We start from the raw sequence: 22400 nt of genomic DNA, 5'->3' as shown, positions 1-22400 counted from the left end.
ACTGATGCGTACGAGAAGCGCGGCCGTCCTCGCCCTCGGACTGCTGCTCGCCGGCTGCACCGGCAGCGGCGGCTCGGACGACGGCCGGATCACCCTGCGCTTCCAGTCCCTCGCCTGGCAGGAGGAGTCCGTCGAGGCCAACAAGGAGCTGGTGGACGAGTGGAACGCGAGCCATCCGGATGTGAAGGTCGAGTACGTCCAGGGAAGTTGGGACAGTGTCCACGACCAGCTCCTCACCTCCTTCGAGGGCGGTGAGGCACCGGACGTCATCCACGACGCCTCCGACGACCTCGCGGACTTCGCCTACGGCGGCCATCTCGCCGACCTGACCGACCTGCTGCCCCAGCGGCTCAAGTCCGACATACCGCACCGCAGTTGGGAGACAGCCACCTTCGGGGACGGCATCTACGGCGTCCCCTTCCTCCAGGAGCCGCGCGTGCTCATCGCGAACGCCACCTGGCTGAAGGAGTCCGGCGTACGGATCCCCACGCCCGAAAGACCCTGGGACTGGGCGGAGTTCCAGCAGATCACCGATCAGCTCAGCGGCGACGGCAGGTACGGTGTGGCCTGGCCGCTCAAGGACCCCGTCTCCGCCACGCTCAACCTCTCCCTGTCGGCGGGCGGGCAGCTCTTCCACCGGGGCGCGGACGGCAAGGTCACCGTCCGCTTCGAGAGCGGCGACGAGGTCGTCCCCCGCATGGTTCACGACCAGGTCGGCGAGGACCGCAGCGCCCCGGGCTCGCTGCTGGGCAGCGGCGGCTCGGACACCCTGCCCGGCTTCTTCGCCGGCAAGTACGCGATGGTCCCGCTCGGCTTCTCCTACCGCCAGCAGGTCGTTCAGCAGGCGCCGAAGGGCTTCGACTGGCAGGTGCTGCCCGCCCCGGCCGGGGCCGACGGGCTCACCCAGGGCGTGAGCCCGCAGACCCTGTCCATCGCCGAGGACAGCCCGCACAAGAAGGAGGCCGCCGCCTTCATCGACTTCCTGCTGAGGCCCGGGAACATGGTCCGGCTGGCCCTGGGCGACTGGATGCTGCCCACCGGCACCCGGGCGCTCGCCGACCCCGCCCTGCACACCACGAAGGACGACTGGGCCACCGGTACCGCCCTCGCCGCCCATCTGCGTCCGGCGCCCGCGCAGTCGGTCCGCGGCTACCCGGAGTGGAAGGACAAGGTGGCGACCCCGGCCTTCCAGGAGTACTACAGCGGCGCGATCGACCTCGACGAGCTGCGCGACCGCCTGGAGAAGGAAGGGAACCTGGTGCTGGCCCGCTACCAGCGCTGAGTGTCGGCGACGGCTCTGAACGGCGGTGACAGTGCCGGCCGGCGGTGACTGTGCTCGTCTGCGGTGACAGTGCCGGCCTGTAGTGACGGTGCTGGTCGGCGGTGACAGCGACTGCCGTGACGGCGGCCTGCGGTGACCGTACCGACCGGCCCGCCCTCCGGCGTCGTCATGCATTTGCACGAGACGTCTCGTCTCGCGTACGGTCGGCGGCATGACCACTTCCGCGGACCTGACCACTCCCGCGCACATCGCCATGTTCTCCATCGCCGCCCACGGCCATGTGAACCCCAGCCTGGAGGTGATCCGGGAGCTCGTCGCGCGCGGCCACCGGGTCACCTACGCCATCCCGCCCGCCTTCGCCGACAAGGTCGCCGCGACCGGCGCCGAGGTGAAGACGTGGCACTCCACCCTTCCCTCGCCCGACGCCGACCCGTCGGTCTGGGGCACCACCCTCCTCGACAACGTGGAGCCCTTCCTCGACGACGCGATCCAGGCGCTGCCCCAGCTGATCGAGGCCTACGCCGGGGACGAGCCCGATCTCGTGCTGCACGACATCACCGCCTACCCGGCCCGCGTTCTCGCCCACCGCTGGGGCGTGCCCGCGATCTCCCTCTCACCCAATCTCGTGGCCTGGGAGGGCTACGAGGAGGAGGTCGCCGAGCCGATGTGGGCGGAGCCGAAGAAGACCGCGCGCGGACAGGCCTACTACGCCCGCTTCGAGGCCTGGCTGGCGGAGAACGGGATCACCGAGCACCCCGATCCGTTCACCGGCCGGCCCGCCCGCTCCCTGGTCCTCATCCCGAAGGCGCTCCAGCCGAACGCCGACCGGGTCGACGAGAGCGTGTACACCTTCGTCGGCGCCTGCCAGGGCGACCGCGCCGCCGAGGGCACCTGGAGCCGGCCCGCCGACGCCGAGAAGGTCGTCCTCGTCTCGCTGGGCTCGGCCTTCACCAGGCAGCCGGCGTTCTACCGCGCCTGCGTCGAGGCCTTCGCCGGGCTCCCCGGCTGGCACCTCGTGCTCCAGGTCGGCAAGCACGTGGACCCGGCCGAGCTGGGGGACGTACCGGCGAACGTCGACGTGCGTTCCTGGGTGCCGCAGTTGGCGATCCTGAAGCAGGCCGACCTGTTCGTCACCCACGCCGGCGCCGGCGGCAGCCAGGAGGGGCTGGCCACGGCGACCCCGATGATCGCCGTTCCGCAGGCCGTGGACCAGTTCGGGAACGCGGACATGCTCCAGGGCCTCGGTGTCGCCCGGCACGTGCCGACGGAGGAGGCGACCGCCGAGACCCTGCGGGCCACCGCCCTGGCCCTGGTCGACGATCCGGAGGTCGCCCGACGGCTGAAGGAGATCCAGGCCGGCATGGCCCAGGAGGGCGGTACACGCCGGGCCGCCGATCTGATCGAGGCCGAACTGCGTCAGCGGCACGCATGAGTGAGGGCCCGTTGACTCCCCGGTGGTCAACGGGCCCTCGGTCCGGGAGGGATCAGACCCTCACGGGTTCACCCTCGTCGTCCCGCGTCGTCCGCGCGGCCGCCTCGGGCGACTCGTCGTGGGTAAGGTCCGGCAGCCGGTTCAGCCACTTCGGCAGGTACCAGTTGCGCTCGCCGAGCAGGGCCATCACCGCCGGGAGCAGCACGCCCCGGATGATCGTCGCGTCGATCAGGACCGCGGCGGCCAGGCCCACGCCCATCTGCTTCATGGACTGCATGGACAGCGTGCCGAAGATCGCGAAGACGGCGACCATGATGACCGCGGCGCTGGTGACGACGCCGGCCGTGGTGACCACGCCGTGGGTGATCGCGTCCTTCGTGGTGCGGCCCCGCAGCCGCGCCTCGCGGATCCGGGAGACCACGAACACGTGGTAGTCCATCGACAGGCCGAACAGGATCACGAAGAGGAACAGCGGCAGCCAGGTGATGATGGCGCCGACGCCCTCCGCGCCCACCAGGGACGCGCCCCAGCCGTGCTGGAAGACCGCCACGAGGATGCCGTAGGCGGCGCCCACCGAGAGCAGGTTCAGCACGATCGAGGTGAGCGCGATCGTCAGCGAGCGGAACGACAGCAGCATCAGCGCGAAGGCGAAGACCACGACGAAGGCGAAGACCGGGACGACGGCTCCGGCCAGCTGGTCGTTGAAGTCCTTCGAACCGGCCACCTGTCCGGTGATCGGCGCCTCGACGCCGTCGACCTTGCCGAGGGTGGCGGGCCGTACGTCGTCGCGCAGCTTGTCCAGGCTCGTGCCCGCCTTGTCCAGGTCGGAGCCGCCGACCAGTGGGACGTACACGAAGGCGATGTTCCGGTCGTCGTGCAGCTTGATCTCGACCGGGCCGCGTGAGGCACCCGAACTGATCGCCCGTTCACGGAAGTCGGCGAGCGCGGACTTCACCTCGGGCGCGTTGATGTCGTCGGCCTTGACGACCACCTCGGCCGGCTCGGAGCCGCCCGGGAAGGCCTCGTTGAGACGGTTGTAGGTCTGCACGATGGGCAGCGAGTCGCCGAACTCCTGGTCCAGGGTGAGCTGCTGGGTCTTCATGCCGAGCGCGGGCGCCGCGATGGCGAGCAGCGCGCCGGTCGCGACCACGACGGAGACGACGGGCTTGGCGAGCACACCCTTCAGGACGGCCGACCAGAACCGGCTCCCGCTGTTGCCGGCGGTGCTGCGGCGCTTCAGGAACGGGAGGCGGCCCTTCTCGACCCGCTCGCCCAGCAGCGACAGCAGCGCGGGCAGCACGGTCACGGAGCCCACCATGGCCACGGCCACGACCATCAACGAGGCCAGGCCCATCGCCTCGAACTCGGCGAGCCCGGTGAACAGCATGCCCGCCATGGCCACGCACACCGTGACACCGGAGACGACGATCGCACGGCCACTGGTGGCGGCGGCGATCCGCAGGGCGGTCTGCGCGTCCCGGCCCGCGACCCGCTCCTCGCGCTCCCGGCGCAGGTAGAACAGGCAGTAGTCGACGCCGACGGCCAGACCGACCAGCAGCATCACGGAGTTGGCGGTGTCGCTCATCGGCATGACGTGGCTGACGACGCCCATCAGGCCCATCGTCGCCATGATCGCGGTGATCGCCAGCAGTACCGGCAGCAGCGCCGCCACCAGCGCGCCGAAGGCGATGAGCAGAATGCCGAGGGCCACCGGCACAGCGGAGTACTCGGCCTTCTGGAAGTCGTCCCCGAACGCGTCGTCGAACGTCTTCATCATGCTGGCGCCGCCGATCTCCTCGATCCGCAGCGACTCGTGGTTCTTCTGCACGCCCTCGACGGCCTTCAGGACCGGCTCCACCCGCTCACCCGCGGTGTCGGAGTCACCGGTCATGTCGAACTGAACCAGCGCGCTGCGACCGTCCTCGGAGATGGTCTGCGTGTCGTACGGCGAGGTGACGTCGGTAACCTTGCCGGTGCCCTCGACGGCCTTGATGACCGCCTCGACGGCCTGCCGGAACTCGGCGTCCGTGGCCTTCAGCCCGTCGCCCTTGGCCTGGACGAGGACCGTCTCGCTCGCGGGCTCCTCGATCCCCGCGTCCTCGATGATCTTGGCCGCGGTGTGTGTCTCGCCCTTGAGCTGGTCGCTGTCCTTGACGTCGACCCGGCCCGCGGCCGAACCGAGCCCCATCGCCAGGACGACGAACAGCATCCAGATGCCGACGGCCGCCCAGCGGTGCCGGGCACTCCAGCCGCCGGCCCGCGCGGCGATGCCCCGCACCCGCGAATCTCCGTTCCCCATGACGGGCTTGCCCCCTTGAGGTGCGGTGGCGACCCCCTGCCGCCACCTTTCGCTTCGAAGGTATGGGTCGCATAAAGCCATCTCGTCGTGCTGCCCGGTGAACCCTCGGGCGCCCGGGTCCTCCCCTCGGACCCCGCCGTCTCACCGCTGGGGAGGAGGAGGGCCCTTACATCTATTTCGAGGATCTCGGGGGCGATGATCAGGGAAAAGCGGAGGCGTCAGGTCCGCAGCCCCGGTCCGCGCACCCGGCGACCGCGGCCGCCATGCCCACCTCCCCGGGTCACGACGGCCGCCCTACTGTGTGCACATGACGACGACGTACGCGGCGCTGCTGCGCGGTATCAACGTGGGCGGCGCCAAGAAGGTCCCCATGGCCGTCCTGCGCACTCTCCTGGAGGGCCTCGGACACGGCGACGTGCGCACCTACCTGCAGAGCGGCCAGGCCGTCTTCTCCTGCGACCACGGCGACGAGGACGGCCTCGCCGGGGAGATCACGCGGGCGATCGAGAAGCAGTTCGGCTTCTCGGTCGACGTGATCGTCCGCGACCACGCCTATCTGAAGGCGATCGCCGAGGCCTGCCCGTTCCCTGCCGCCGACCTGGAGGCCAAGCAGCTCCACGTCACCTACTTCTCCGTCCCCGTCGACCCCGACCGCTTCGCCGGGATCGACCAGGCCGCGCACCTCCCCGAGGAGTTCCGGCTCGGCGACCGTGCCCTGTACCTGTACGCCCCCGACGGCCTGGGCCGCTCCAAGCTCGCCGAACAGCTCTCCAAGCCGCGGGTGAACAAGGGGCTGATCGCCACCACCCGCAACTGGAACACCGTGGTCAAGCTGGTGGAGATGACGCAAGGGTGACCTTCCGCAGGCCGTGGAGGTCGTCTCCGCCGAGCGCGTCGACGTCGTCCTCGGTGAGCGAGCCGTAGCGGTCGACGGGGGAGAGCCCCCACCCGTAGAAGTCGGCGGACACCTGCGCGTCCGCCAACCGCCGGCTGCCTTAGGGCCGTTGGTACTCGGTGACCCAGTGGTCGTCGTGGAAGCCGTCGGCGAAGTACGTCCCGTACCTGCCCGAGCCGGGCCGGCGTACCGGTCGAAGTCGTCATGCCCCCGGACGGCCCTGCCCCAGGGGCAAGGTCAACCCAGCGCGTCCAGCCGGGCCGTCTCGTCCTCCGTGAGGTGTACGGCGGCCGCGTCCAGGTTCTCCTCCAGGTGGGCCAGGGTGCCGGTGCCGGGCGTCGGGCAGAGGACGGGGGAGTGGTGCAGCAGCCAGGACAGGGCGATCTGGGCCGGGGTGGCGCCGTGCGCGGCGGCGATCGACGTGCAGACCGGGTCGGTCGTGAGTGTCCCGTTGCCGAGCGGGAACCAGGGCAGGAAGGCGATCCCGCGTGCCTCGCACAGCCGAAGGAGCGGTTCGCTCGCGCGGTCGAGGAGGTTGTAGCGGTTCTGGACCGCGGCGATCTCTGTCAACTCGACTGCGGACATGAGCTGTTCGGCGGTGACCGTGTCCAGGCCCAGATGCCGGATCTTGCCCTCGGCGCGCAACTCGTCGAGCGCGCCCAGCTGGTCGGCCATCGGGACGGCCGGATCGAGCCGGTGCAGCTGGTACAGGTCGATGGTGTCGAGGCGCAGCCGGCGCAGGCTCGCCTCGCACATCGCGCGCAGCCGGTCGGGCCGCCCGTCGACATGCCAGGCGCTGTCGCCGGTCCGGACGACCCCGCCCTTCGTGGCGATCAACAGGCCCTGAGGGTAGGGGTGGAGCGCCTCGGCGACCAGTTCCTCCGCGAGCGACGGGCCGTAGTTGTCGGCCGTGTCGATCAGCGTGACGCCGCGCTCCACCGCCCGCCGCAGGACGGCGACGGCGTCCCGGGTGTCGCCGCGCGGCCCCCAGTAGCCGGGGCCCGTGAGCTGGGCGGTGCCGTAACCGAGCCGACGGACCGTCAGCTCACCGCCCACGACGAGCGTTTTCCCGATCATCCGACGCAGCGTACACACCGCTGTGCGAGGCTCGCTCCATGCGCTACATCATCATCGGGGCAGGGGCGATCGGCGGAACCGTCGGAGGACGTCTCGCGGAGGCTGGGCAGGAGGTCGTACTGGTCGCACGCGGTGCGCACCACGCGGCGCTGCGGGAGGGCGGGCTGCGGCTGAGGGTGCCGGAGGGTGAGCTGAGGTTCCGGCTGCCCGTCGTCGACGGACCGGACGCGCTCGGCACGCTGCGCGCCGACGACGTCCTCGTCCTCGCCGTGAAGACGCAGGACAGTGAGGCCGCGCTCGAGGCGTGGGGGCCGGCCCCGGTCGAGGGCGGCGGCACGGCCGCCGAGCGGTTGCCGCTGGTCTGCGCACAGAACGGAGTGGAGAGCCAGCGCCTGGCCCTGCGCCGCTTCCGGCACGTCTACGGCGTCTGCGTCTGGCTGCCCGCCACCCACGTCGAACCGGGCGTCGTCTCCGCCGCCGGCACCCCGCTCACCGGCGTCCTCCACCTCGGCCGCCACCCGCACGGTACCGACGACACCGCCCGCCGGATCGCCGCCGACCTGGAGAAGGCGCACTTCGAGGCGCCGGTCGTGCCGGACGTGGCGCGCTGGCAGTACGCCAAGCTGCTGTCCAACCTGGGCAACGCCCTGGAGGCGGTGAGCGGCCCCGTCGACAGCGAGGAGGCCGTCGCGCTGTACCGCAGGGTGCGGGCCGAGGGGGAGTCGGTCCTCGCCGCCGCCGGGATCGCGTACGTGGGCGCCGAGGAGCAGGCGGCCGCCCGGGGCGACAAAGTCACCCTGGTGCCCCTCGAGGGCGTCCCGCGCGGCGGCGGCTCCTCCTGGCAGTCCCTCAGCCGGGGCGCCGGCAGCATCGAGGCCGATCACCTCAACGGCGAGATCGCCCTCCTCGGCCGCCTGCACGGCGTACCGACCCCGCTGAACGAACTCCTGCAGCGGCTCGCGAACCAGTTCGCGCGCGAGCGCAGGGCCCCCGGCTCGTTGCCGCTGCGGGAGCTGACCCGGCTGGCCGACGAGGCTGTCGCGTTTGTTCAAGAGGACCGGGGCGCCCGTCCCTAGCGTGAGGGGCATGAAGTACGACGAGACGCACCGGTACATGTCCGAATGTGCCGCCGAGGCGGCGCGCGTCGCGCGCGGCGTCCCGGCGGCCAGGCTGAACGACCCGATCCACTGCACCGACTGGAACCTCCGCGCCCTGGTCAACCACTGGGTCCTCTACACCTCCCACGGCCTGGAGCACCGCGCCCTGCGCAAGCAGCTCCCCGAGGACCTCGTCGCCCGCGACTTCACCGCCGACCCCGACTGGTCCGAGGCCTATGCCGCCCAGCTCGACCGTGCGGTCGCCGCCTGGGCCGACCCGGCCGTCTGGGAGGGCGAGGTCGACCTCGGGCCCGCGTCCCTGCCCGCCGCCGAGCTCGCTTCGATGATCATCAAGGAGATGGCGGTCCACGGCTGGGACGTGGCCGTCTCCACCGGCCAGAAGCTCCATGTCTCGGACGGTGCCGCGCGCCTGGTCCTCGACGTGGTCGAACGCCACGGCGACCTCTACCGCCAGTACGACGGCTTCGCCGACCCGGTGCCGGTACCGGCCGACGCGCCGGCGTTCGAGCGGGCACTGGCGGCCAGCGGACGGGACCCGGGGCAGGGCACCCGAGTGGACCATTGACAAGGACCGGTATTGGGCCGTGAACGAGGTCCAATCGGGAACTAGCGTCGACGCCATGACCAGCACAGCCGTCTCACCCACCCGCGTCGACTTCTGGTTCGACCCCGCCTGCCCGTTCGCCTGGATCACCTCCCGCTGGCTGCTGGAGGTCGAGCGGCACCGTCCGCTCGACCTCCGCTTCCGGCTGATGAGCCTCTACCTCCACAACACCGGCAACGAACTCCCCGACTGGTACCGCGCGTTGGTCGACAAGTCGATCGGCCCGGTACGGGTCGCCGTCGCGGCGGCGGCGCAGCACGGCGACAAGGTCCTGCGCGACCTGTACACCGCGTACGGCACCCGCATCCACGAACGCCGCCTCGACGACTTCGACACCGTGATCGCCGACTCCCTCGCCGAACTCGGCCTGCCCGCCGAACTGTGCGCCGCCGCCCACGATCCGTCGTACGACGACGCCGTCCGCCGCAGCCACGAGGCGGGAGCGGAGCCGGACTCCGGCGGGTACGTCGGCACGCCGACGATCCACGTGGACGGGACGGTGTGGTTCGGCCCTGTGCTCCGGGCGATCCCCCGCGGCGACCGGGCGGCCGAACTCTTCGACGCCTTCCGGGTGCTGGCGGTGGAACCCGACTTCTTCGAGCTGAAGCGGACACGGGTGGGAGGGCTGTCGTTCGAGTGACGGGGGCGTCCGGAGCTGTGCGTCAGGAGGTCAGGACGGCTCCGGACAGGCTGGGGTGACGCAGGTAGTCCAGGACGCTGTGCGGCCACCAGGGCGCGATGCTGATGTCCGGCAGCTGTTCCACCTCCGGGAAGACACGGGTCAGTTCGCCCTTCCGTAGGGCGACGAAGTCCCCTACGTCGGCCAGGTCGACCCAGCGCCGCACGCCCGGCGGCTTCGTGGACTCCCCGTCAGCCCTTCTCGCCCCGCCACCCGTCCCGCCCCGCCCACCGCACCGCCGGCCCCATCCCGAGCCCTGCCACCGCGAACAGCACACCCAGCACCGCCCAGCCCGCCGAGCCGTGCTGGATCGCGGTGACGGTGACCAGGGCCGGGCCCGCCATCATCCCCGCGGACATGCCCGCCCCGAAGACGCCCTGGTAGACGCCGTGGGCTCGGGAGTCGGCGAGGGCATAGCCGAGAGTCCAGCCACCGGCCGCCGAGAGGACCTCGGCGAAGACGTGGACGACAGCTCCGGCGGTGAGAGCCAAGACCGCCCACATGGGGGAGAGGCCCGCGGAGAGGGCGTAGACCGCGCAGGCGGCGGCCAGCAGCAAACCCGACCAGCCCATCGCCCGTACGGCGTCGGGGACGTGGGAGAAGCGGCGCGCGACCGGGACCTGGAGCAGGGCCACCAGCACACAGTTCACGATCATCAGCAGGGCCGCCGTCCAGCGCGGGGCCTCCGTTCGCTCCACGATCCACAGCGGCAGCCCGACCTCGGAGAGCGTGTACTGCACGACCAGCACGGCGTTCAGCACGGTCACCGCCAGGAACGGCAGGTCACGCACCGCACGCCAGCGGTCGGCGGCCGGGGCGTCCGCGGAGAGGGGCGGGCGGTCCTGGGCGTGCGGGGCCAGAGGCAACCCGGGGATCAGCAACGCGGGCCCCGCGAACGACAGCGCGTTCAGCAGAATCACCGTCACATAGGCGTCCCTGGTGTCGAGTTGAAGTGCGATCGCCCCGAACGCGCCACCGACGCCCATGCCCACGTTCGTCACCATCCGCAGATACGCCCGCGCCTCCACCCGCGTGGCCGCCGGCAGCACGTCCGCGTACAGCGCGCCCTGCACCCCGCGCGAGGCCATCTGCAGCCCGGTCGCACAGACCACCGCGACCAGGAAACCGGCGTACGAGTGCACCAGCACGTAGGCGGCCGTAGCCACCCCGGTGCCGGCCCACAGCAGCGCGGCCACGCGGCGGGAGCCCCACCGGTCCGCCGCCCGCCCCGCGGGTACCCCGGCAGCCACGCCGACGAGCCCCGCGCCCGTCATCCCGAGGCCGACGGCGGTCGTGTCGAGACCGACGATCCGGGTGAAGTACAGAACGCCGAGCGGGAAGTAGAGGCCGTTGCCGAGGGAGTTGACGAAAGTCAGCAGCGAGGCGCGGCGCAGGGTGGGGTCGGCGGGGAGCAGGCCCGAGGCACGCGTGACCTGCTCCGACGTGGGTGTCGTGGTCATGCGGACAGCCAACCCGGGGGCGACACCCCACCGGCATTGATTTAGCCTGACACTGAATGATCGAGATCCGGTTCGCCGTCGGCGACCTCGCCACCACCTCCTTCGCGTACTCCCCGCTCCAGGAGGCGGTCTTCTCCCTGCGCTCCCTGCACGACCCGGCCCGCTATCCCCATCACCGCCCGTGGCTGCGTCGGATCCGCCCGCGCCTGGAATCCCTCGACCGCGAACTGCTCACCGCCCTGGTCGCGCCCTGGCTGTGGGTGCCGGACTTCCTCACCCCGCGCCCCGACCGGGCCCGCCCCGCCTTCGCCGACGAACTGGACCGGGTCCGTGGCACCCCGCTCGAGGTGGTCGTCGCCGACTTCCGTGCCACCTACCGGACCGAGGACGCCCTGCCGCCCGTCGTCGCCCGTGGGCTGGCCGATCCCGGCGCGTTCCTCGCCCGGATCGCGGACGCCCTCGACGCCTACTGGCACACCTGCCTGGTCGCGGACTGGTGGCCGCGTGTGCAGAGCATCCTGGAGGCCGACCTCGCCCACCGGGGACGCGTGCTGGCCGAGCAGGGCGCGGGCACGCTGCTGCCCGGCCTCGACCGACGGCTCACCTGGACCGGCAGCCGTCTCCAGCTGTCCACACGGGACTTCATGGTCCAGGCACCCTGGGCCGACGTCAGCATCGCCGGACGAGGCATGGTGCTGCTGCCCACGCTGTTCGCCCGGGGCGCCCAGCCCCTGATCGACCCGTCACGGCCACCCGTGCTCATGTATCCGGCGCGCGGCCGCGCCACCCTCTCCGAGACACCGCCCCCGGTCACCGACGACGCCCTCGTCCGCCTCCTCGGCCGCCCCCGCGCCCGCCTCCTGCTCCTCCTGGCGGAACCGGCCTCCACCACCGAACTGGCCCACCGTCTGGGTGTCACTCCGGGAGCGGTGAGCCAGCACCTCGCGGTGCTCTATGACGCGGGGCTGCTCAGCCGCACGAGAAGCGGCCGGACCGTACGGTACGCGCGAACGCTCCTCGGCGACGAACTGTGCCGTTAGGGCCTTCCGGCGGATCAGGTCGCAGGAAACCGGCGGTGACTCATCAGCGCAGGTGAGCGGCGGCGAGGGGGTGCCCCCGCGCGAGGCTGTTCGGAGCGCGGGGGAGTCGGCGACCGACGACAACGCCGGTGGGCCCCTCCCGCTCATGGGGGTCCCTCCCGCTCGAGCGAAGCCGGGAGCGGGGGAGAAAGGCGGGAACGGGGGAGAAGCCGGAAGTGGGGGAGGGCGTGCCGGCCCCGCGCCTGCGGCAGGCCCTGCCCGGCAGGGCCTGGCGGGACGAGGGGGAGACCGGCATGGCCTGGCGGGACGAGGGGGAGACCGGCGGACAGCGGGCCGCACCGGCCCGGCCGCGAGGAACGGCTCCGCCGACCGGCTCAGGCCCCGACCGCCGCCAGTCTCGGCGACCGTGCCGCGTCGTACCGCTCCAGCAGCACCCGTGCCACTTCCGGTGCCGGGCCGAGCACCCCGGCCAGGACGTCCGCCCCGGCCGCGCCCCGGGCGATGCGGTCCGGCAGGAAGCCGGGGGCCAGGACGTACGGGGCGACCGCCACCGTGGAACAGCCCAGCTCCCGCAGTTCGCGCACCGCGTCCTCCGTGCGTGGAAGGGATGCGGAGGCGAACGCGGGTCGCACGGCGCACCAACCGGTGTGCCACCACTCCCGCGCGATGTCGGCGATCACCGCGATCGCCTCCGGGTCCGTGGACCCCGCCGAGGCCAGCACGACCCCGGTCGAGGACTTGTCGACGGTCGTCAGCCCCGCCTCGTACAGTCGCCGTTCGAGGGCGGACAGCAGCAGCGGGGACGGGCCCAGCACCTCGGTCTGGCGGATCCGCAGCCGCCGCGGCGCGTCCCGCAGGACCGCCGGGATGTCCGCCTTCGCGTGGAAGGCGCGCGTCAGCAGGAGGGGGAGGGCGACGACGTCCCGTACGCCCTCCGCCGCCAGGGACTCCAGCACCCCCTGTACCGAGGGGACGTTGAAGTCCAGGAAGCCGGTCTCCACGCGCAGTCCCGGCCGCAGCGACCGCACCCGGCGCACCAGGGCGTGGACGGTCGCCGCGTGCCGCGGGTCGCGGCTGCCGTGGGCGATCACGAGAAGAACCGGCTGGTGGTGCACGCGGGTCAGCCCTTCACCAGCAGACCGCGGCCGCGCAGCACACGCCGCTCCAGCGGGCTGAAGATCAGCAGGTCGATGGCGATGCCGACGAAGAGGATCAGGACGATCGCCTCGAAGACCATCGCCATGGAGCTGGCGTTGCGGCCGTTCTCCAGCAGCGCGCCCAGGCCGATGCCCAGGTCCGGCGAGGAGGCGATGATCTCCGCCGCCATCAGCGAGCGCCAGGAGAAGGCCCAGCCCTGCTTCAGACCGCCCAGGTAGCCGGGGAGCGCGGCCGGCAGGACGATGTGCCAGGCGCCCTTCAGCCCGGTCGCGCCCATCGTGCGGCCCGCCCGCAGGAACAGCGGGGGCACCTGGTCGATGCCGGAGACCAGGCCGTTGGCGATGGAGGGGACCGCGCCGAGCAGGATCACCGCGTACATCATCGAGTTGTTCAGACCCAGCCAGATCACGGCCGGCGGCACCCACGCCACCGACGGCAGGGACTGCAGACCGGACAGGATGGGGCCGATCGCCGCCCGCACGAACTTCACCCGGGCCACGATCAGACCCAGCGGGGTGCCGATGGCCAGCGCCATCAGGAAGCCCAGCAGACCGCGCGAGACGCTGGTCCAGATGTACTCGAGGAGCTTGCCCTCCAGCCACGCTTCCTTGAACTCGCCCCCCACGTCGGCGGGCGAGGGCAGCTTGCTCGGATCGTCGACGATCTTGAAGGAGATCAGCGCCTGCCAGACCACCAGCACGACCGCGATCGCGATGATCGGCGGCAGGATCTTGTTGACGAAGGTCTGCTGGAACGACGTACGGCTGACGACGCCGGTCTCCAGGGCGTCCAGCCCCGCCTCCACCGAGGCGAGCTGCTGATCGCCCTCGGCGCGGGTGTCCGTCGTCTTCGTCTCAGTGCTGGCCATGACGGCGGATCTCCCCACGCAGGACTTCGGTGATCTCCAGGGACAGTTCGGCCACGGGCGCGTCCTCGATACGGCGCGGCTGCGGAATGCCGACGGTCCACTCACGGGCCACCCGGCCCGGCCGGGAGGAGAGCAGGACGACGCGCTGCGCGAGCCGCACCGCCTCCCGCACGTTGTGCGTGACGAACAGCACCGACAGCCCGGTCTCCTCCCAGATCCGGGTCAGCTCGTCGTGCAGCACGTCCCGGGTGATGGCGTCGAGCGCCGCGAACGGCTCGTCCATCAGCAGCAGCCGGGCGTCCTGCGCGAGCGCACGCGCCAGCGCCACCCGCTGGCGCATACCGCCCGACAGCTCGTGCACCCGCTTGCCGTACGAGCCCTTCAGCCGCACCAGTTCGAGCAGCTCCTCGGCCCGGCCGCGCCGTTCGTTCTTCGGAACGCCCCCGAGCTTCAGGGCGAGTTCGATGTTCTTGCCCGCGGTCAGCCACGGGAACAGGGCGTGCTCCTGGAACATCAGAGCGGGGCGCCCGTCGGTGCTGATGCTGCCGGCGCTGGGCTGGTCCAGCCCCGCCACCAGGTTCAGCAGCGTGGACTTGCCACAGCCGGAGGCCCCCAGGAGGGTGACGAACTCGCCCGGAGCGACATCGAGGGTGATGTCGTCCAGGACGAGCTGCTGCCCGGCTGGCCCGGCGAAGGACTTCGACACGTGCTCGATGCGGGCGGCGTACTCCACCGACTCGGCGCTTTCCGCCTTGGCGAGGGTGGTGGCCATGGTCGTCACCTCCTGGGAACTCATCCGACTTCGGGCTTACTTGACGCCGAGACCGGCGTCGTCGACCGTGCTCTCACCCGCGGCCTCGAGGACCTTGTTCAACGGCGCGAGGTCGTAGATGCCCTTCAGTAGCGGGTCCTCCAGCAGACCGGCCTTGACCGCGTGCTCGGCCTCGGTGTTGAGCGTGGAGGCCAGCGGGTCGTTGGTGAACTGGATCGACTTCCACGCCGGGTCCAGGACCTCGGCGGGCAGCTCCTTGCCGGAGTCCACCTTCAGCTGCGCGTTCGCCGCGGCCTTCGCCTCGTCGGGGTTGGCGTTGATGAACTTGTTGACGTCGACCGACGCCTTCAGCACGGCCTCGACGGCCTTCGGGTGCTCCTCGAGGAACTTCTGCGACACGATGATGTTCGTGATCACGAACTTCTTGTCCGGCCACAGGTCGGCCTCGTCCAGCAGCACCTTGGCGCCCTCGGCGACCAGCTTGGACGCGGTCGGCTCCGGCACCCAGGCGCCGTCGATGGAGCCGGACTTGTAGGCGTCCGGGGTGACCTTGTTGTCGGTGCGGACGACCGACACGTCGCCCTTGCCGCTCTCCGCGTCGACCTTCCAGCCCTGCTCCGCGATCCAGTTGAGGAACGCCACGTCCTGCGTGTTGCCGAGCTGCGGGGTCGCGATCTTCTTGCCCTTGACGTCCTTCAGGCTCTTGATCTTGTCCGGGTTGACCACGAGCTTCACACCGCCGGACGCCGAACCGCCGATGATCCGCAGGTTCTTGCCCGCGGACTTGGTGTAGCCGTTGATCGCCGGGGACGGGCCGATCCAGCCGATGTCGATGGAGCCCGAGTTCAGGGCCTCGATCTCGGAGGGGCCGGCGTTGAAGACCTGGTACGTCGCCTTGGTGGCGCCGAGCGCCTTCTGGAAGTAGCCCTTGTTCACACCGACGAGGGCGGTCCCGTGGGTCAGGTTGCCGAAGTAGCCGATCTTGACGGAGTCGAGACCGTCGATCTTCTCCGCACCGGCGGCGACCTTCTGGGTGGACGTGTCGTCGTCGGCCTTGGAGCCGTAGCCGCAGGCGGCGAGGGTCAGCAGAGGAAGTGCGGTCATCACCGCGAAGGTACGGCGGATGCTGGATGTGGCAGGCACGGGAGGCGTTCCTCTCGTTGGCCCGGCGGTCACGTCTCTCAGGTCGTGGCCGGGAGGTCGGCAGGTCTTCGCTTACGGCGGTGGGGGGCGAGGGCGCGCAGGCAGTGCGCGTACGTCACGCCGCACATCGCGCCACTCCGCCCTGCCCGCTGCCGATGGCGCCGCTGCCGACGCGGCCGCCCTCCTTGGCGAACGTGGAGTAGTAGTCGGTGGTGGTCACGTCAGAAGTCCCACCCGTCGTCCTCGGCCTGGTCCTTGACCGGCTCCGGGGAGGCGAAGGACTCGCCGACCATGCCCGCGGTGAGCGTGGTGCCGTCGTTCGGGTCGATCAAAATGAACGAGCCCGTGCGGCGCGAGTCGGCGTAGGAGTCGACCGGCAGCGGTTCCGCGGTGCGGATCTTCACCCGGCCGATGTCGTTGGCGACGAGCTGTCCCGGGTGCGGGTGCAGGGACAGGTCGTCGAGGGTGAGACGGGACGGGATGTCCTTGACGATCGCCTTGACGGTGCGGGTGCCGTGCTTGAGCAGCACCCGGTGGCCGACGGTCAGCGGCTGGTCGGCGACATGGCAGACGGTGGCCTCGACGTCCTGCGTGGTGGCCGGCGCGTCCTTGCTCGGCACGATCAGGTCGCCGCGCGAGACGTCGATGTCGTCCGCGAGCAGCACGGTCACCGACTGGGTCGTCCACGCCACGTCGACCGGCCTGCCCAGCAGGTCGATCCCGGCGATGGTCGTCTTCTTCCCGGACGGCAGGACGGTGACCTCCTCGCCCACGCGGAACGTGCCGGCGGCGATCTGACCGGCGTAGCCGCGGTAGTCCGGGTGCTCGGCGGTCTGCGGCCGGATCACGTACTGCACGGGCAGCCGCGCGTGGCAGTGCGCCAGGTCGTGGCTGACCGGCACGGTCTCCAGGTGCTCCAGGACGGTCGGGCCGCCGTACCAGTCCATGGTCGCGGACGGCTCCACCACGTTGTCGCCGGCGAGCGCCGAGATCGGGATCGCGGTGACCTCCGGGACGCCCAGCTCGGTCGCGTACGCCGTGAACTCCTCGGCGATCGCGGCGAACACGGACTCCTGGTAGTCGACCAGGTCCATCTTGTTGACCGCGAGCACGACGTGCGGGACGCGCAGCAGCGCGGCGATCGCCGCGTGCCGGCGGGTCTGCTCGACGACCCCGTTGCGGGCGTCGACCAGGATCACCGTCAGCTCGGCCGTGGAGGCACCCGTCACCATGTTGCGGGTGTACTGCACATGGCCGGGCGTGTCGGCGAGGATGAACCGGCGCCGGGCCGTGGCGAAGTAGCGGTACGCCACGTCGATGGTGATGCCCTGCTCGCGCTCGGCGCGCAGACCGTCGGTGAGCAGCGCGAGGTCGGGACCTTCCTGCCCGCGGCTCGCCGAGGCGCGCTCGACGGCCTCCAGCTGGTCCGTGAGGATCGACTTGGAGTCGTGCAGCAGGCGGCCGACGAGCGTGGACTTGCCGTCGTCGACGGAGCCCGCGGTGGCGAACCGCAGCAGGGTCGTGGCCGAGAGTTCCTCGGTCGTGATCGTGCTCATGCTTAGAAGTACCCCTCGCGCTTGCGGTCTTCCATCGCGGCCTCGGAGAGCTTGTCGTCGGCGCGGGTGGCGCCGCGCTCGGTCAGCCGGGACGCGGCGATCTCGGCGATGACGGCGTCCAGCGTGGTCGCGTCGGAGTCGACGGCGCCGGTGCAGGACATGTCACCGACGGTCCGGTAGCGCACGAGCCGCTTCTCGACGGTCTCGCCGTCCTTGGGCCCGCCCCACTCACCGGCCGTCAGCCACATCCCGGCGCGCTGGAACACCTCCCGCTCGTGCGCGAAGTAGATCTCCGGCAGCTCGATGCCCTCGCGGGCGATGTACTGCCAGACATCCAGCTCGGTCCAGTTGGACAGCGGGAACACCCGGACGTGCTCGCCGGGCGCGTGCCGGCCGTTGTACAGGTTCCACAGCTCGGGCCGCTGACGGCGCGGGTCCCACTGGGAGAACTCGTCGCGCAGCGAGAACACCCGCTCCTTCGCCCGAGCCTTCTCCTCGTCCCGGCGGCCACCGCCGAAGACCGCGTCGAACCGCTCCGACTGGATCTTCTCCGTCAGCGGCAGCGTCTGCAGCGGGTTGCGGGTGCCGTCCGGACGCTCCTTCAGCACACCCCGGTCGATGTAGTCCTGCACCGAGGCGACGTGCAGCCGCAGGTTGTGCCGCTCCACCGTGCGGTCGCGGTACTCGATGACCTCGGGGAAGTTGTGCCCGGTGTCCACGTGCAGCAGCGAGAACGGCACCGGCGCCGGCGTGAACGCCTTGAGCGCCAGGTGCAGCATGACGATCGAGTCCTTGCCGCCGGAGAACAGGATCACCGGGTTCTCGAACTCGCCCGCGACCTCGCGGAAGATGTGCACCGCCTCCGACTCCAGGGAGTCGAGGTGGCTGAGGGCGTACGGGCTCGCCGTGCCCTCCTCGGCCTTGGCAACGGTCGTCACACCAGTCCCCTTTCGCTGAGCAGGGCGTACACCGACGCCGCGGACTCCTGCACGGTCTGGTTCTGGGACTCGATCCGCAGATCCGGCGACTGGGGCGCCTCGTACGGGTCGTCGACCCCGGTGAGCCCGGTCAGCTCGCCCGCCGCCTGCTTGGCGTACAGGCCCTTGACGTCCCGCTCGCTGCACACCTCGACCGGAGTCGCCACATGCACCTCCAGGTACGCCGTCCCGCTCGCCTCGTGCCGCTTGCGCACCGCGTCCCGGCTGTCCGCGTACGGCGCGATCACCGGGACGAGCGCCTTGACGCCGTTGCGGGCGAGCAGGTCGGCGAGGAAGCCGATGCGCTGCACGTTGGTGTGCCGGTCCTCACGGCTGAAGCCGAGGCCCGCGGAGATGAACTCGCGGATCTCGTCGCCGTCGAGCACCTCGACGAGGTGGCCCTCCTCGCGCAGCCGGCCGGCCAGCTCGTACGCGATGGTGGTCTTGCCGGCACTCGGCAGACCCGTGAGCCAGACGGTGGCTCCGGTCGTCACGTGGTTCTCCAATGTCGTAGGCGCGGTCATGGTCAGCCGTGCAGTCCGCACTCGGTCTTCGCGCGGCCCGCCCAGCGGCCGGCGCGCGCGTCCTCGCCCTCCAGGACGCGGCGGGTGCAGGGGGCGCAGCCGACGGAGGCGTAGCCGTCCATCAGCAGGGGGTTGGTCAGCACGCCGTGCTCGGCGACGTACGCGTCCACGTCCTCCTGGGTCCAGCGGGCGATCGGGGAGATCTTGACCTTCTGCCGCTTCTCGTCCCAGCCGACGACCGGGGTGTTCGCCCGGGTCGGGGACTCGTCGCGGCGCAGGCCGGTCGCCCACGCCCGGTAGCTCTTGAGGCCCTCCTCCAGCGGCTGGACCTTACGGAGCTTGCAGCACAGGTCGGGGTCGCGGTCGTGCAGCTTCGGCCCGTACTCGGCGTCCTGCTCGGCGACCGTCTGGCGCGGGGTGAGCGTGATGACGTTGACGTCCATCACGGCCTCGACCGCGTCCCGGGTGCCGATGGTCTCCGGGAAGTGGTAGCCGGTGTCGAGGAACACCACGTCGACGCCCTTCAGCACGCGCGACGCCAGATGCGCGACCACCGCGTCCTCCATGGAGGAGGTCACGCAGAACTCCTTGCCGAAGGTGTCCACGGCCCACTGGAGGATCTCCAGCGCCGAGGCGTCCTCGAGATCGCGTCCCGCCTGTTCGGCGAGCGCCTTCAGCTCATCGGTGGTGCGGCCTTCCTGAACCGCGGTCATATTCGGTCCCCTCCCGTGTCGGTGCGCTGAACGCCCCGGGCGAGCAGCCCGAGGAACTTCAGCTGGAATGCGCGGTTGCAGGCCGCGCATTCCCAGGCGCCGTGACCTTCTTCGCTGGGGCGCAGGTCCTCGTCGCCGCAGTACGGGCAGTAGAAAGGTGCGGCCCGCTCGCTCATGAGAGGGCCTCCTCGTCGGCACGGGCCGCCCAGGTGGCGAACCGCTCGCCGTCCTCGCGCTCGGCCTGGAACCGCTTCAGGACGCGCTCGACGTAGTCCGGCAGCTCCTCCGAGGTCACCTTCAGACCCCGCACCTTGCGGCCGAAGCCGGCGTCGAGGCCGAGCGCGCCGCCCAGGTGCACCTGGTAGCCCTCGACCTGCTCACCCTTGTCGTTGAGGACGAGCTGGCCCTTGAGACCGATGTCCGCCACCTGGATACGGGCGCAGGCGTTCGGGCAGCCGTTGATGTTGATGGTGATCGGCTCGTCGAACTCCGGGATCCGGCGCTCGAGTTCGTCGATCAGTGTGATGCCGCGCTGCTTGGTCTCGACGATGGCGAGCTTGCAGTACTCGATGCCGGTGCAGGCCATGGTGCCGCGCCGGAACGGGGAGGGCTTGGCGGTCAGGTCCAGGGCCTCCAGGGCCTCGACCAGCGGCTCGACCTGCGCCTCCTCGACATCGAGGACGATCATCTTCTGCTCGACCGTGGTCCGCACCCGGCCCGAACCGTGTGCCTCCGCGACCTCGGCGATCTTGGTCAGCGTGGTGCCGTCGACACGGCCGACACGCGGCGCGAAGCCGACGTAGAACCGGCCGTCCTTCTGCCGGTGCACGCCGACGTGGTCGCGCCAGCGCTCCACGGGCTCGGCGGGGGCGGGACCGTCGACCAGCTTCCGCTTGAGGTACTCGTCCTCCAGCACCTGGCGGAACTTCTCCGCGCCCCAGTCGGCGACCAGGAACTTCAGGCGGGCGCGGGTGCGCAGGCGCCGGTAGCCGTAGTCGCGGAAGATGCCGATCACGCCGGCCCAGACGTCCGGGACCTCGTCCAGCGGCACCCAGGCGCCGAGCCGGACGCCGATCTTCGGGTTGGTGGACAGGCCGCCGCCGACCCACAGGTCGAAGCCGGGGCCGTGCTCGGGGTGCTCGACGCCGACGAACGCGACGTCGTTGATCTCGTGGGCGACGTCGAGGAGCGGGGAGCCGGAGACGGCCGTCTTGAACTTGCGGGGCAGGTTGGAGAATTCCTTGCTGCCGATGTACCGGCTGTGGATCTCGTCGATGGCCGGGCTGCCGTCGATGATCTCGTCCTCGGCGATACCGGCGACCGGCGAGCCGATGATGACACGCGGGGTGTCACCGCAGGCCTCGGTGGTGGACAGGCCGACGGCCTCGAGGCGGTTCCAGATCTCCGGCACGTCCTCGATGCGGATCCAGTGCAGCTGGATGTTCTGCCGGTCGGTGATGTCCGCGGTGCCGCGCGCGAACTCCTGCGAGATCTCGCCGATCACCCGCAGCTGCCGGGTGGTCAGCCGGCCGCCGTCGATGCGGACGCGCAGCATGAAGTACTTGTCGTCCAGCTCCTCCGGCTCCAGGACCGCGGTCTTGCCGCCGTCGATCCCGGGCTTGCGCTGGGTGTACAGGCCCCACCAGCGCATACGGCCGCGCAGGTCGTTGGGGTCGATCGAGTCGAAGCCCCGCTTGGAGTAGATCGTCTCAATGCGTGTCCGCACATTGAGACCGTCGTCGTCCTTCTTGAACTGTTCGTTGCCGTTGAGCGGGGTGAAGTGACCCACGGCCCACTGACCCTCACCGCGGTGACGGCTCACCTTGCGGCGGGGCGCGGAGGCGGCAGGGTTCTGCGGGGTGGCGGCCATGGTGAAAAGTCCTTCGGGACAGGCGGAAAGCGGCTCTGACCAGCGCGTATGGGCGCATGGGTTTATGTGCGCGTCATTGCGCGGGGAGGGTGGAGGAGGGTGTCGGCGGTGCTGCTCCATGGCCGGGGGCCACTGATGGACGCAGCGTCAGCTCGCCGGACAGATGGCGCTGGACATGCGGCCGAGGTCGACGTGCCGCCGACTCACCAAGGCAATTCCAGTTCCAGACATGACGGAAGCGTGTCATGGCGATCTGGACACAGTCCAGCTTCGTCCGTCATGTGGACACCCTTGTCCCGGAATGTGAGACAAGGGTGTCGTCGGTCACATGCGCCGTGCGGCATCTTGTCCGCGCAGGTCAGGAGGGGTATGCACCCGGCCAGGGTCCCGGGCTGGGCGCCTCCGCCTCCTCCTCGACCTTGGTGTCGAACAGCGTGAACCCGCGCCGCAGGTAGTTGGCCATCGCGTGCTCGCCGTCCTTGCTGCACGTGTGCAGCCACACCCGCTTGGTCTGCGGCAGCCCGGGCCAGCGGTCCGCGAGGTCCCAGGCGCGGGCGGTGCCGTACGACAGCAGATGGCCACCGATCCGCCGGCCGCGGAAGGCGGGGATCAGCCCGAAGTACTCGATCTCCACGACCCCGTCGTCCTGCGGCGCCAGCTCCACGTACCCGGCGGGCGTGCCCCGGTCGTACGCGACCCATGTCTCGACCCCCGGACGCTCCAGGTGCTCCTGCCACCGCGCGTAGGTCCAGCTCAGCCGGTCGACCCACAGGATGTCGCCGCCGACGGAGGCGTACAGGAAGCGGCTGAACTCCGGCGAGGGCACCTCGGAGCGGACGATCCGGACGTCGCCGTCGGGCGCGGCGGCCGGCAGCAGGTCACTCGGTGCGGTCTGCTCCAGGGACCAGGTGGTCACGGGGATGTTGGTCATGC

The 22400-nt window shown here is 70.9% G+C and carries 23 protein-coding genes and 1 pseudogene; 7 read left to right on the top strand and 17 right to left on the bottom strand.

What is annotated here, in order from left to right:
- Nucleotides 1-4: 4 nt before the first annotated feature.
- Together IE263_RS24045 and mgt are read left to right on the top strand one after the other, a co-directional pair.
- Nucleotides 5-1282, top strand: coding sequence for an ABC transporter substrate-binding protein (locus IE263_RS24045; protein ID WP_189939805.1), 1278 nt, complete (start codon nt 5-7; stop codon nt 1280-1282).
- Nucleotides 1283-1450: 168 nt separating this feature from the next.
- Nucleotides 1451-2714: pseudogene (gene mgt / locus IE263_RS24040) on the top strand (macrolide-inactivating glycosyltransferase).
- A gap of 52 nt (nt 2715-2766) precedes the next feature.
- On the opposite strand, the gene IE263_RS24035 reads toward mgt, so the two are convergent.
- The gene (locus IE263_RS24035) at nt 2767-5013 is read right to left on the bottom strand and encodes an MMPL family transporter (protein ID WP_189939803.1); all 2247 of its coding nucleotides are present in this window, start codon (nt 5011-5013) and stop codon (nt 2767-2769) included.
- 307 nt (nt 5014-5320) lie between these two features.
- Between IE263_RS24035 and IE263_RS24030 the strand changes: the two genes are divergently transcribed.
- A complete protein-coding gene (locus IE263_RS24030; RefSeq protein WP_189939802.1) occupies nt 5321-5869 on the top strand; it encodes a DUF1697 domain-containing protein in 549 nt (182 codons plus the stop codon).
- On the opposite strand, the gene IE263_RS24025 is transcribed toward IE263_RS24030, so the two are convergent.
- Together IE263_RS24025 and IE263_RS24020 are read right to left on the bottom strand one after the other, a co-directional pair.
- Nucleotides 5841-5996 (bottom strand): hypothetical protein, encoded by a 156-nt coding sequence (locus tag IE263_RS24025; protein ID WP_189939801.1) that lies wholly within the window; start codon nt 5994-5996, stop codon nt 5841-5843. The genes IE263_RS24030 and IE263_RS24025 overlap by 29 nt on opposite strands.
- A gap of 149 nt (nt 5997-6145) precedes the next feature.
- Entirely contained in the window at nt 6146-6985 is an 840-nt protein-coding gene (locus IE263_RS24020; RefSeq protein WP_189939800.1) for an aldo/keto reductase, read from the bottom strand.
- A gap of 38 nt (nt 6986-7023) precedes the next feature.
- Here IE263_RS24020 and IE263_RS24015 point away from each other — a divergent pair, with 38 nt between their 5' ends.
- Genes IE263_RS24015 through IE263_RS24005 form a run of 3 tightly spaced genes read left to right on the top strand, consistent with a single transcriptional unit; the run spans nt 7024 to nt 9347 of the window.
- Nucleotides 7024-8061 carry a ketopantoate reductase family protein gene (locus IE263_RS24015; protein ID WP_189939799.1) on the top strand — a complete coding sequence of 346 codons (1038 nt, stop codon included), beginning with the start codon at nt 7024-7026 and terminating at the stop codon, nt 8059-8061.
- A 10-nt stretch (nt 8062-8071) separates the two neighbouring features.
- The gene (locus IE263_RS24010) at nt 8072-8668 is read left to right on the top strand and encodes a TIGR03086 family metal-binding protein (RefSeq protein ID WP_189939798.1); all 597 of its coding nucleotides are present in this window, start codon (nt 8072-8074) and stop codon (nt 8666-8668) included.
- A gap of 55 nt (nt 8669-8723) precedes the next feature.
- Entirely contained in the window at nt 8724-9347 is a 624-nt protein-coding gene (locus tag IE263_RS24005) for a mycothiol-dependent nitroreductase Rv2466c family protein (RefSeq protein WP_189939797.1), read from the top strand.
- A 22-nt stretch (nt 9348-9369) separates the two neighbouring features.
- Here the strand turns inward: IE263_RS24005 and IE263_RS24000 are convergent, their stop codons facing one another.
- Both IE263_RS24000 and IE263_RS23995 read right to left on the bottom strand, forming a co-directional pair.
- Entirely contained in the window at nt 9370-9552 is a 183-nt protein-coding gene (locus IE263_RS24000) for a hypothetical protein (protein WP_189939796.1), read from the bottom strand.
- A 25-nt stretch (nt 9553-9577) separates the two neighbouring features.
- Entirely contained in the window at nt 9578-10846 is a 1269-nt protein-coding gene (locus IE263_RS23995) for an MFS transporter (RefSeq protein WP_189939795.1), read from the bottom strand.
- Nucleotides 10847-10902: 56 nt separating this feature from the next.
- Between IE263_RS23995 and IE263_RS23990 the strand changes: the two genes are divergently transcribed.
- Nucleotides 10903-11886, top strand: coding sequence for an ArsR family transcriptional regulator (locus IE263_RS23990; protein ID WP_229911125.1), 984 nt, complete (start codon nt 10903-10905; stop codon nt 11884-11886).
- A 374-nt stretch (nt 11887-12260) separates the two neighbouring features.
- On the opposite strand, the gene IE263_RS23985 is transcribed toward IE263_RS23990, so the two are convergent.
- The 12 genes from IE263_RS23985 to IE263_RS23930 form a co-directional block, all read right to left on the bottom strand.
- Entirely contained in the window at nt 12261-13001 is a 741-nt protein-coding gene (locus IE263_RS23985) for a sirohydrochlorin chelatase (protein ID WP_189939794.1), read from the bottom strand.
- Between the two features lie 5 nt (nt 13002-13006).
- Entirely contained in the window at nt 13007-13912 is a 906-nt protein-coding gene (locus IE263_RS23980; RefSeq protein ID WP_189939793.1) for an ABC transporter permease, read from the bottom strand.
- Nucleotides 13899-14684 carry an ABC transporter ATP-binding protein gene (locus IE263_RS23975; RefSeq protein ID WP_189939792.1) on the bottom strand — a complete coding sequence of 262 codons (786 nt, stop codon included), beginning with the start codon at nt 14682-14684 and terminating at the stop codon, nt 13899-13901. Before IE263_RS23975 ends, IE263_RS23980 begins: the two co-directional genes overlap by 14 nt.
- Nucleotides 14685-14720: 36 nt before the next feature.
- Nucleotides 14721-15827, bottom strand: coding sequence for an aliphatic sulfonate ABC transporter substrate-binding protein (locus tag IE263_RS23970; protein ID WP_189939791.1), 1107 nt, complete (start codon nt 15825-15827; stop codon nt 14721-14723).
- Nucleotides 15828-16048: 221 nt separating this feature from the next.
- Nucleotides 16049-17383 (bottom strand): sulfate adenylyltransferase subunit 1, encoded by a 1335-nt coding sequence (locus IE263_RS23960; protein WP_189939789.1) that lies wholly within the window; start codon nt 17381-17383, stop codon nt 16049-16051.
- 2 nt (nt 17384-17385) lie between these two features.
- On the bottom strand, nt 17386-18321 hold the full coding sequence (cysD, locus tag IE263_RS23955; protein WP_189939788.1) for a sulfate adenylyltransferase subunit CysD: 936 nt from the start codon (nt 18319-18321) through the stop codon (nt 17386-17388).
- Complete coding sequence (gene cysC / locus IE263_RS23950; protein WP_189939787.1) at nt 18318-18884, bottom strand: adenylyl-sulfate kinase; 567 nt, start codon at nt 18882-18884, stop codon at nt 18318-18320. Before cysC ends, cysD begins: the two co-directional genes overlap by 4 nt.
- A gap of 2 nt (nt 18885-18886) precedes the next feature.
- Complete coding sequence (locus IE263_RS23945) at nt 18887-19597, bottom strand: phosphoadenylyl-sulfate reductase (RefSeq protein WP_189939786.1); 711 nt, start codon at nt 19595-19597, stop codon at nt 18887-18889.
- Nucleotides 19594-19773, bottom strand: a complete 180-nt coding sequence (locus tag IE263_RS23940) for a hypothetical protein (protein ID WP_189939785.1) — start codon at nt 19771-19773, stop codon at nt 19594-19596. The genes IE263_RS23945 and IE263_RS23940 overlap by 4 nt, the downstream gene beginning before the upstream one ends.
- Nucleotides 19770-21467 carry a nitrite/sulfite reductase gene (locus IE263_RS23935; protein WP_189939784.1) on the bottom strand — a complete coding sequence of 566 codons (1698 nt, stop codon included), beginning with the start codon at nt 21465-21467 and terminating at the stop codon, nt 19770-19772. Before IE263_RS23935 ends, IE263_RS23940 begins: the two co-directional genes overlap by 4 nt.
- Nucleotides 21468-21614: 147 nt before the next feature.
- A complete protein-coding gene (locus IE263_RS50075; protein WP_309486338.1) occupies nt 21615-21698 on the bottom strand; it encodes a putative leader peptide in 84 nt (27 codons plus the stop codon).
- Nucleotides 21699-21825: 127 nt separating this feature from the next.
- Nucleotides 21826-22398 (bottom strand): GNAT family N-acetyltransferase, encoded by a 573-nt coding sequence (locus tag IE263_RS23930; protein ID WP_189939783.1) that lies wholly within the window; start codon nt 22396-22398, stop codon nt 21826-21828.
- Nucleotides 22399-22400 lie beyond the last annotated feature (2 nt).

This window comes from Streptomyces aurantiogriseus, assembly GCF_014649375.1.
Classification (GTDB): Bacteria; Actinomycetota; Actinomycetes; order Streptomycetales; family Streptomycetaceae; genus Streptomyces; species Streptomyces aurantiogriseus.
Note: the sequence above shows the minus strand (reverse complement) of the source record. Positions and strands in the feature narration are given on the sequence as shown.

Bases quoted from the DNA above. Each gene is read 5' to 3' on its own strand.
- IE263_RS24035 (WP_189939803.1), bottom strand. From the start codon at position 5,013: ATGGGGAACGGAGATTCGCGGGTGCGGGGCATCGCCGCGCGGGCCGGC.
- IE263_RS23945 (WP_189939786.1), bottom strand. From the start codon at position 19,597: ATGACCGCGGTTCAGGAAGGCCGCACCACCGATGAGCTGAAGGCGCTC.
- IE263_RS23995 (WP_189939795.1), bottom strand. From the start codon at position 10,846: ATGACCACGACACCCACGTCGGAGCAGGTCACGCGTGCCTCGGGCCTG.
- IE263_RS24045 (WP_189939805.1), top strand. From the start codon at position 5: ATGCGTACGAGAAGCGCGGCCGTCCTCGCCCTCGGACTGCTGCTCGCC.
- IE263_RS23935 (WP_189939784.1), bottom strand. From the start codon at position 21,467: ATGGCCGCCACCCCGCAGAACCCTGCCGCCTCCGCGCCCCGCCGCAAG.
- IE263_RS24020 (WP_189939800.1), bottom strand. From the start codon at position 6,985: ATGATCGGGAAAACGCTCGTCGTGGGCGGTGAGCTGACGGTCCGTCGG.
- IE263_RS23960 (WP_189939789.1), bottom strand. From the start codon at position 17,383: ATGAGCACGATCACGACCGAGGAACTCTCGGCCACGACCCTGCTGCGG.
- IE263_RS24010 (WP_189939798.1), top strand. From the start codon at position 8,072: ATGAAGTACGACGAGACGCACCGGTACATGTCCGAATGTGCCGCCGAG.
- IE263_RS23980 (WP_189939793.1), bottom strand. From the start codon at position 13,912: ATGGCCAGCACTGAGACGAAGACGACGGACACCCGCGCCGAGGGCGAT.
- IE263_RS23975 (WP_189939792.1), bottom strand. From the start codon at position 14,684: ATGGCCACCACCCTCGCCAAGGCGGAAAGCGCCGAGTCGGTGGAGTAC.
- IE263_RS23940 (WP_189939785.1), bottom strand. From the start codon at position 19,773: ATGAGCGAGCGGGCCGCACCTTTCTACTGCCCGTACTGCGGCGACGAG.
- IE263_RS23930 (WP_189939783.1), bottom strand. From the start codon at position 22,398: ATGACCAACATCCCCGTGACCACCTGGTCCCTGGAGCAGACCGCACCG.
- IE263_RS24015 (WP_189939799.1), top strand. From the start codon at position 7,024: ATGCGCTACATCATCATCGGGGCAGGGGCGATCGGCGGAACCGTCGGA.
- IE263_RS50075 (WP_309486338.1), bottom strand. From the start codon at position 21,698: ATGTCTGGAACTGGAATTGCCTTGGTGAGTCGGCGGCACGTCGACCTC.
- IE263_RS23990 (WP_229911125.1), top strand. From the start codon at position 10,903: ATGATCGAGATCCGGTTCGCCGTCGGCGACCTCGCCACCACCTCCTTC.
- IE263_RS24030 (WP_189939802.1), top strand. From the start codon at position 5,321: ATGACGACGACGTACGCGGCGCTGCTGCGCGGTATCAACGTGGGCGGC.
- IE263_RS24005 (WP_189939797.1), top strand. From the start codon at position 8,724: ATGACCAGCACAGCCGTCTCACCCACCCGCGTCGACTTCTGGTTCGAC.
- cysC (WP_189939787.1), bottom strand. From the start codon at position 18,884: ATGACCGCGCCTACGACATTGGAGAACCACGTGACGACCGGAGCCACC.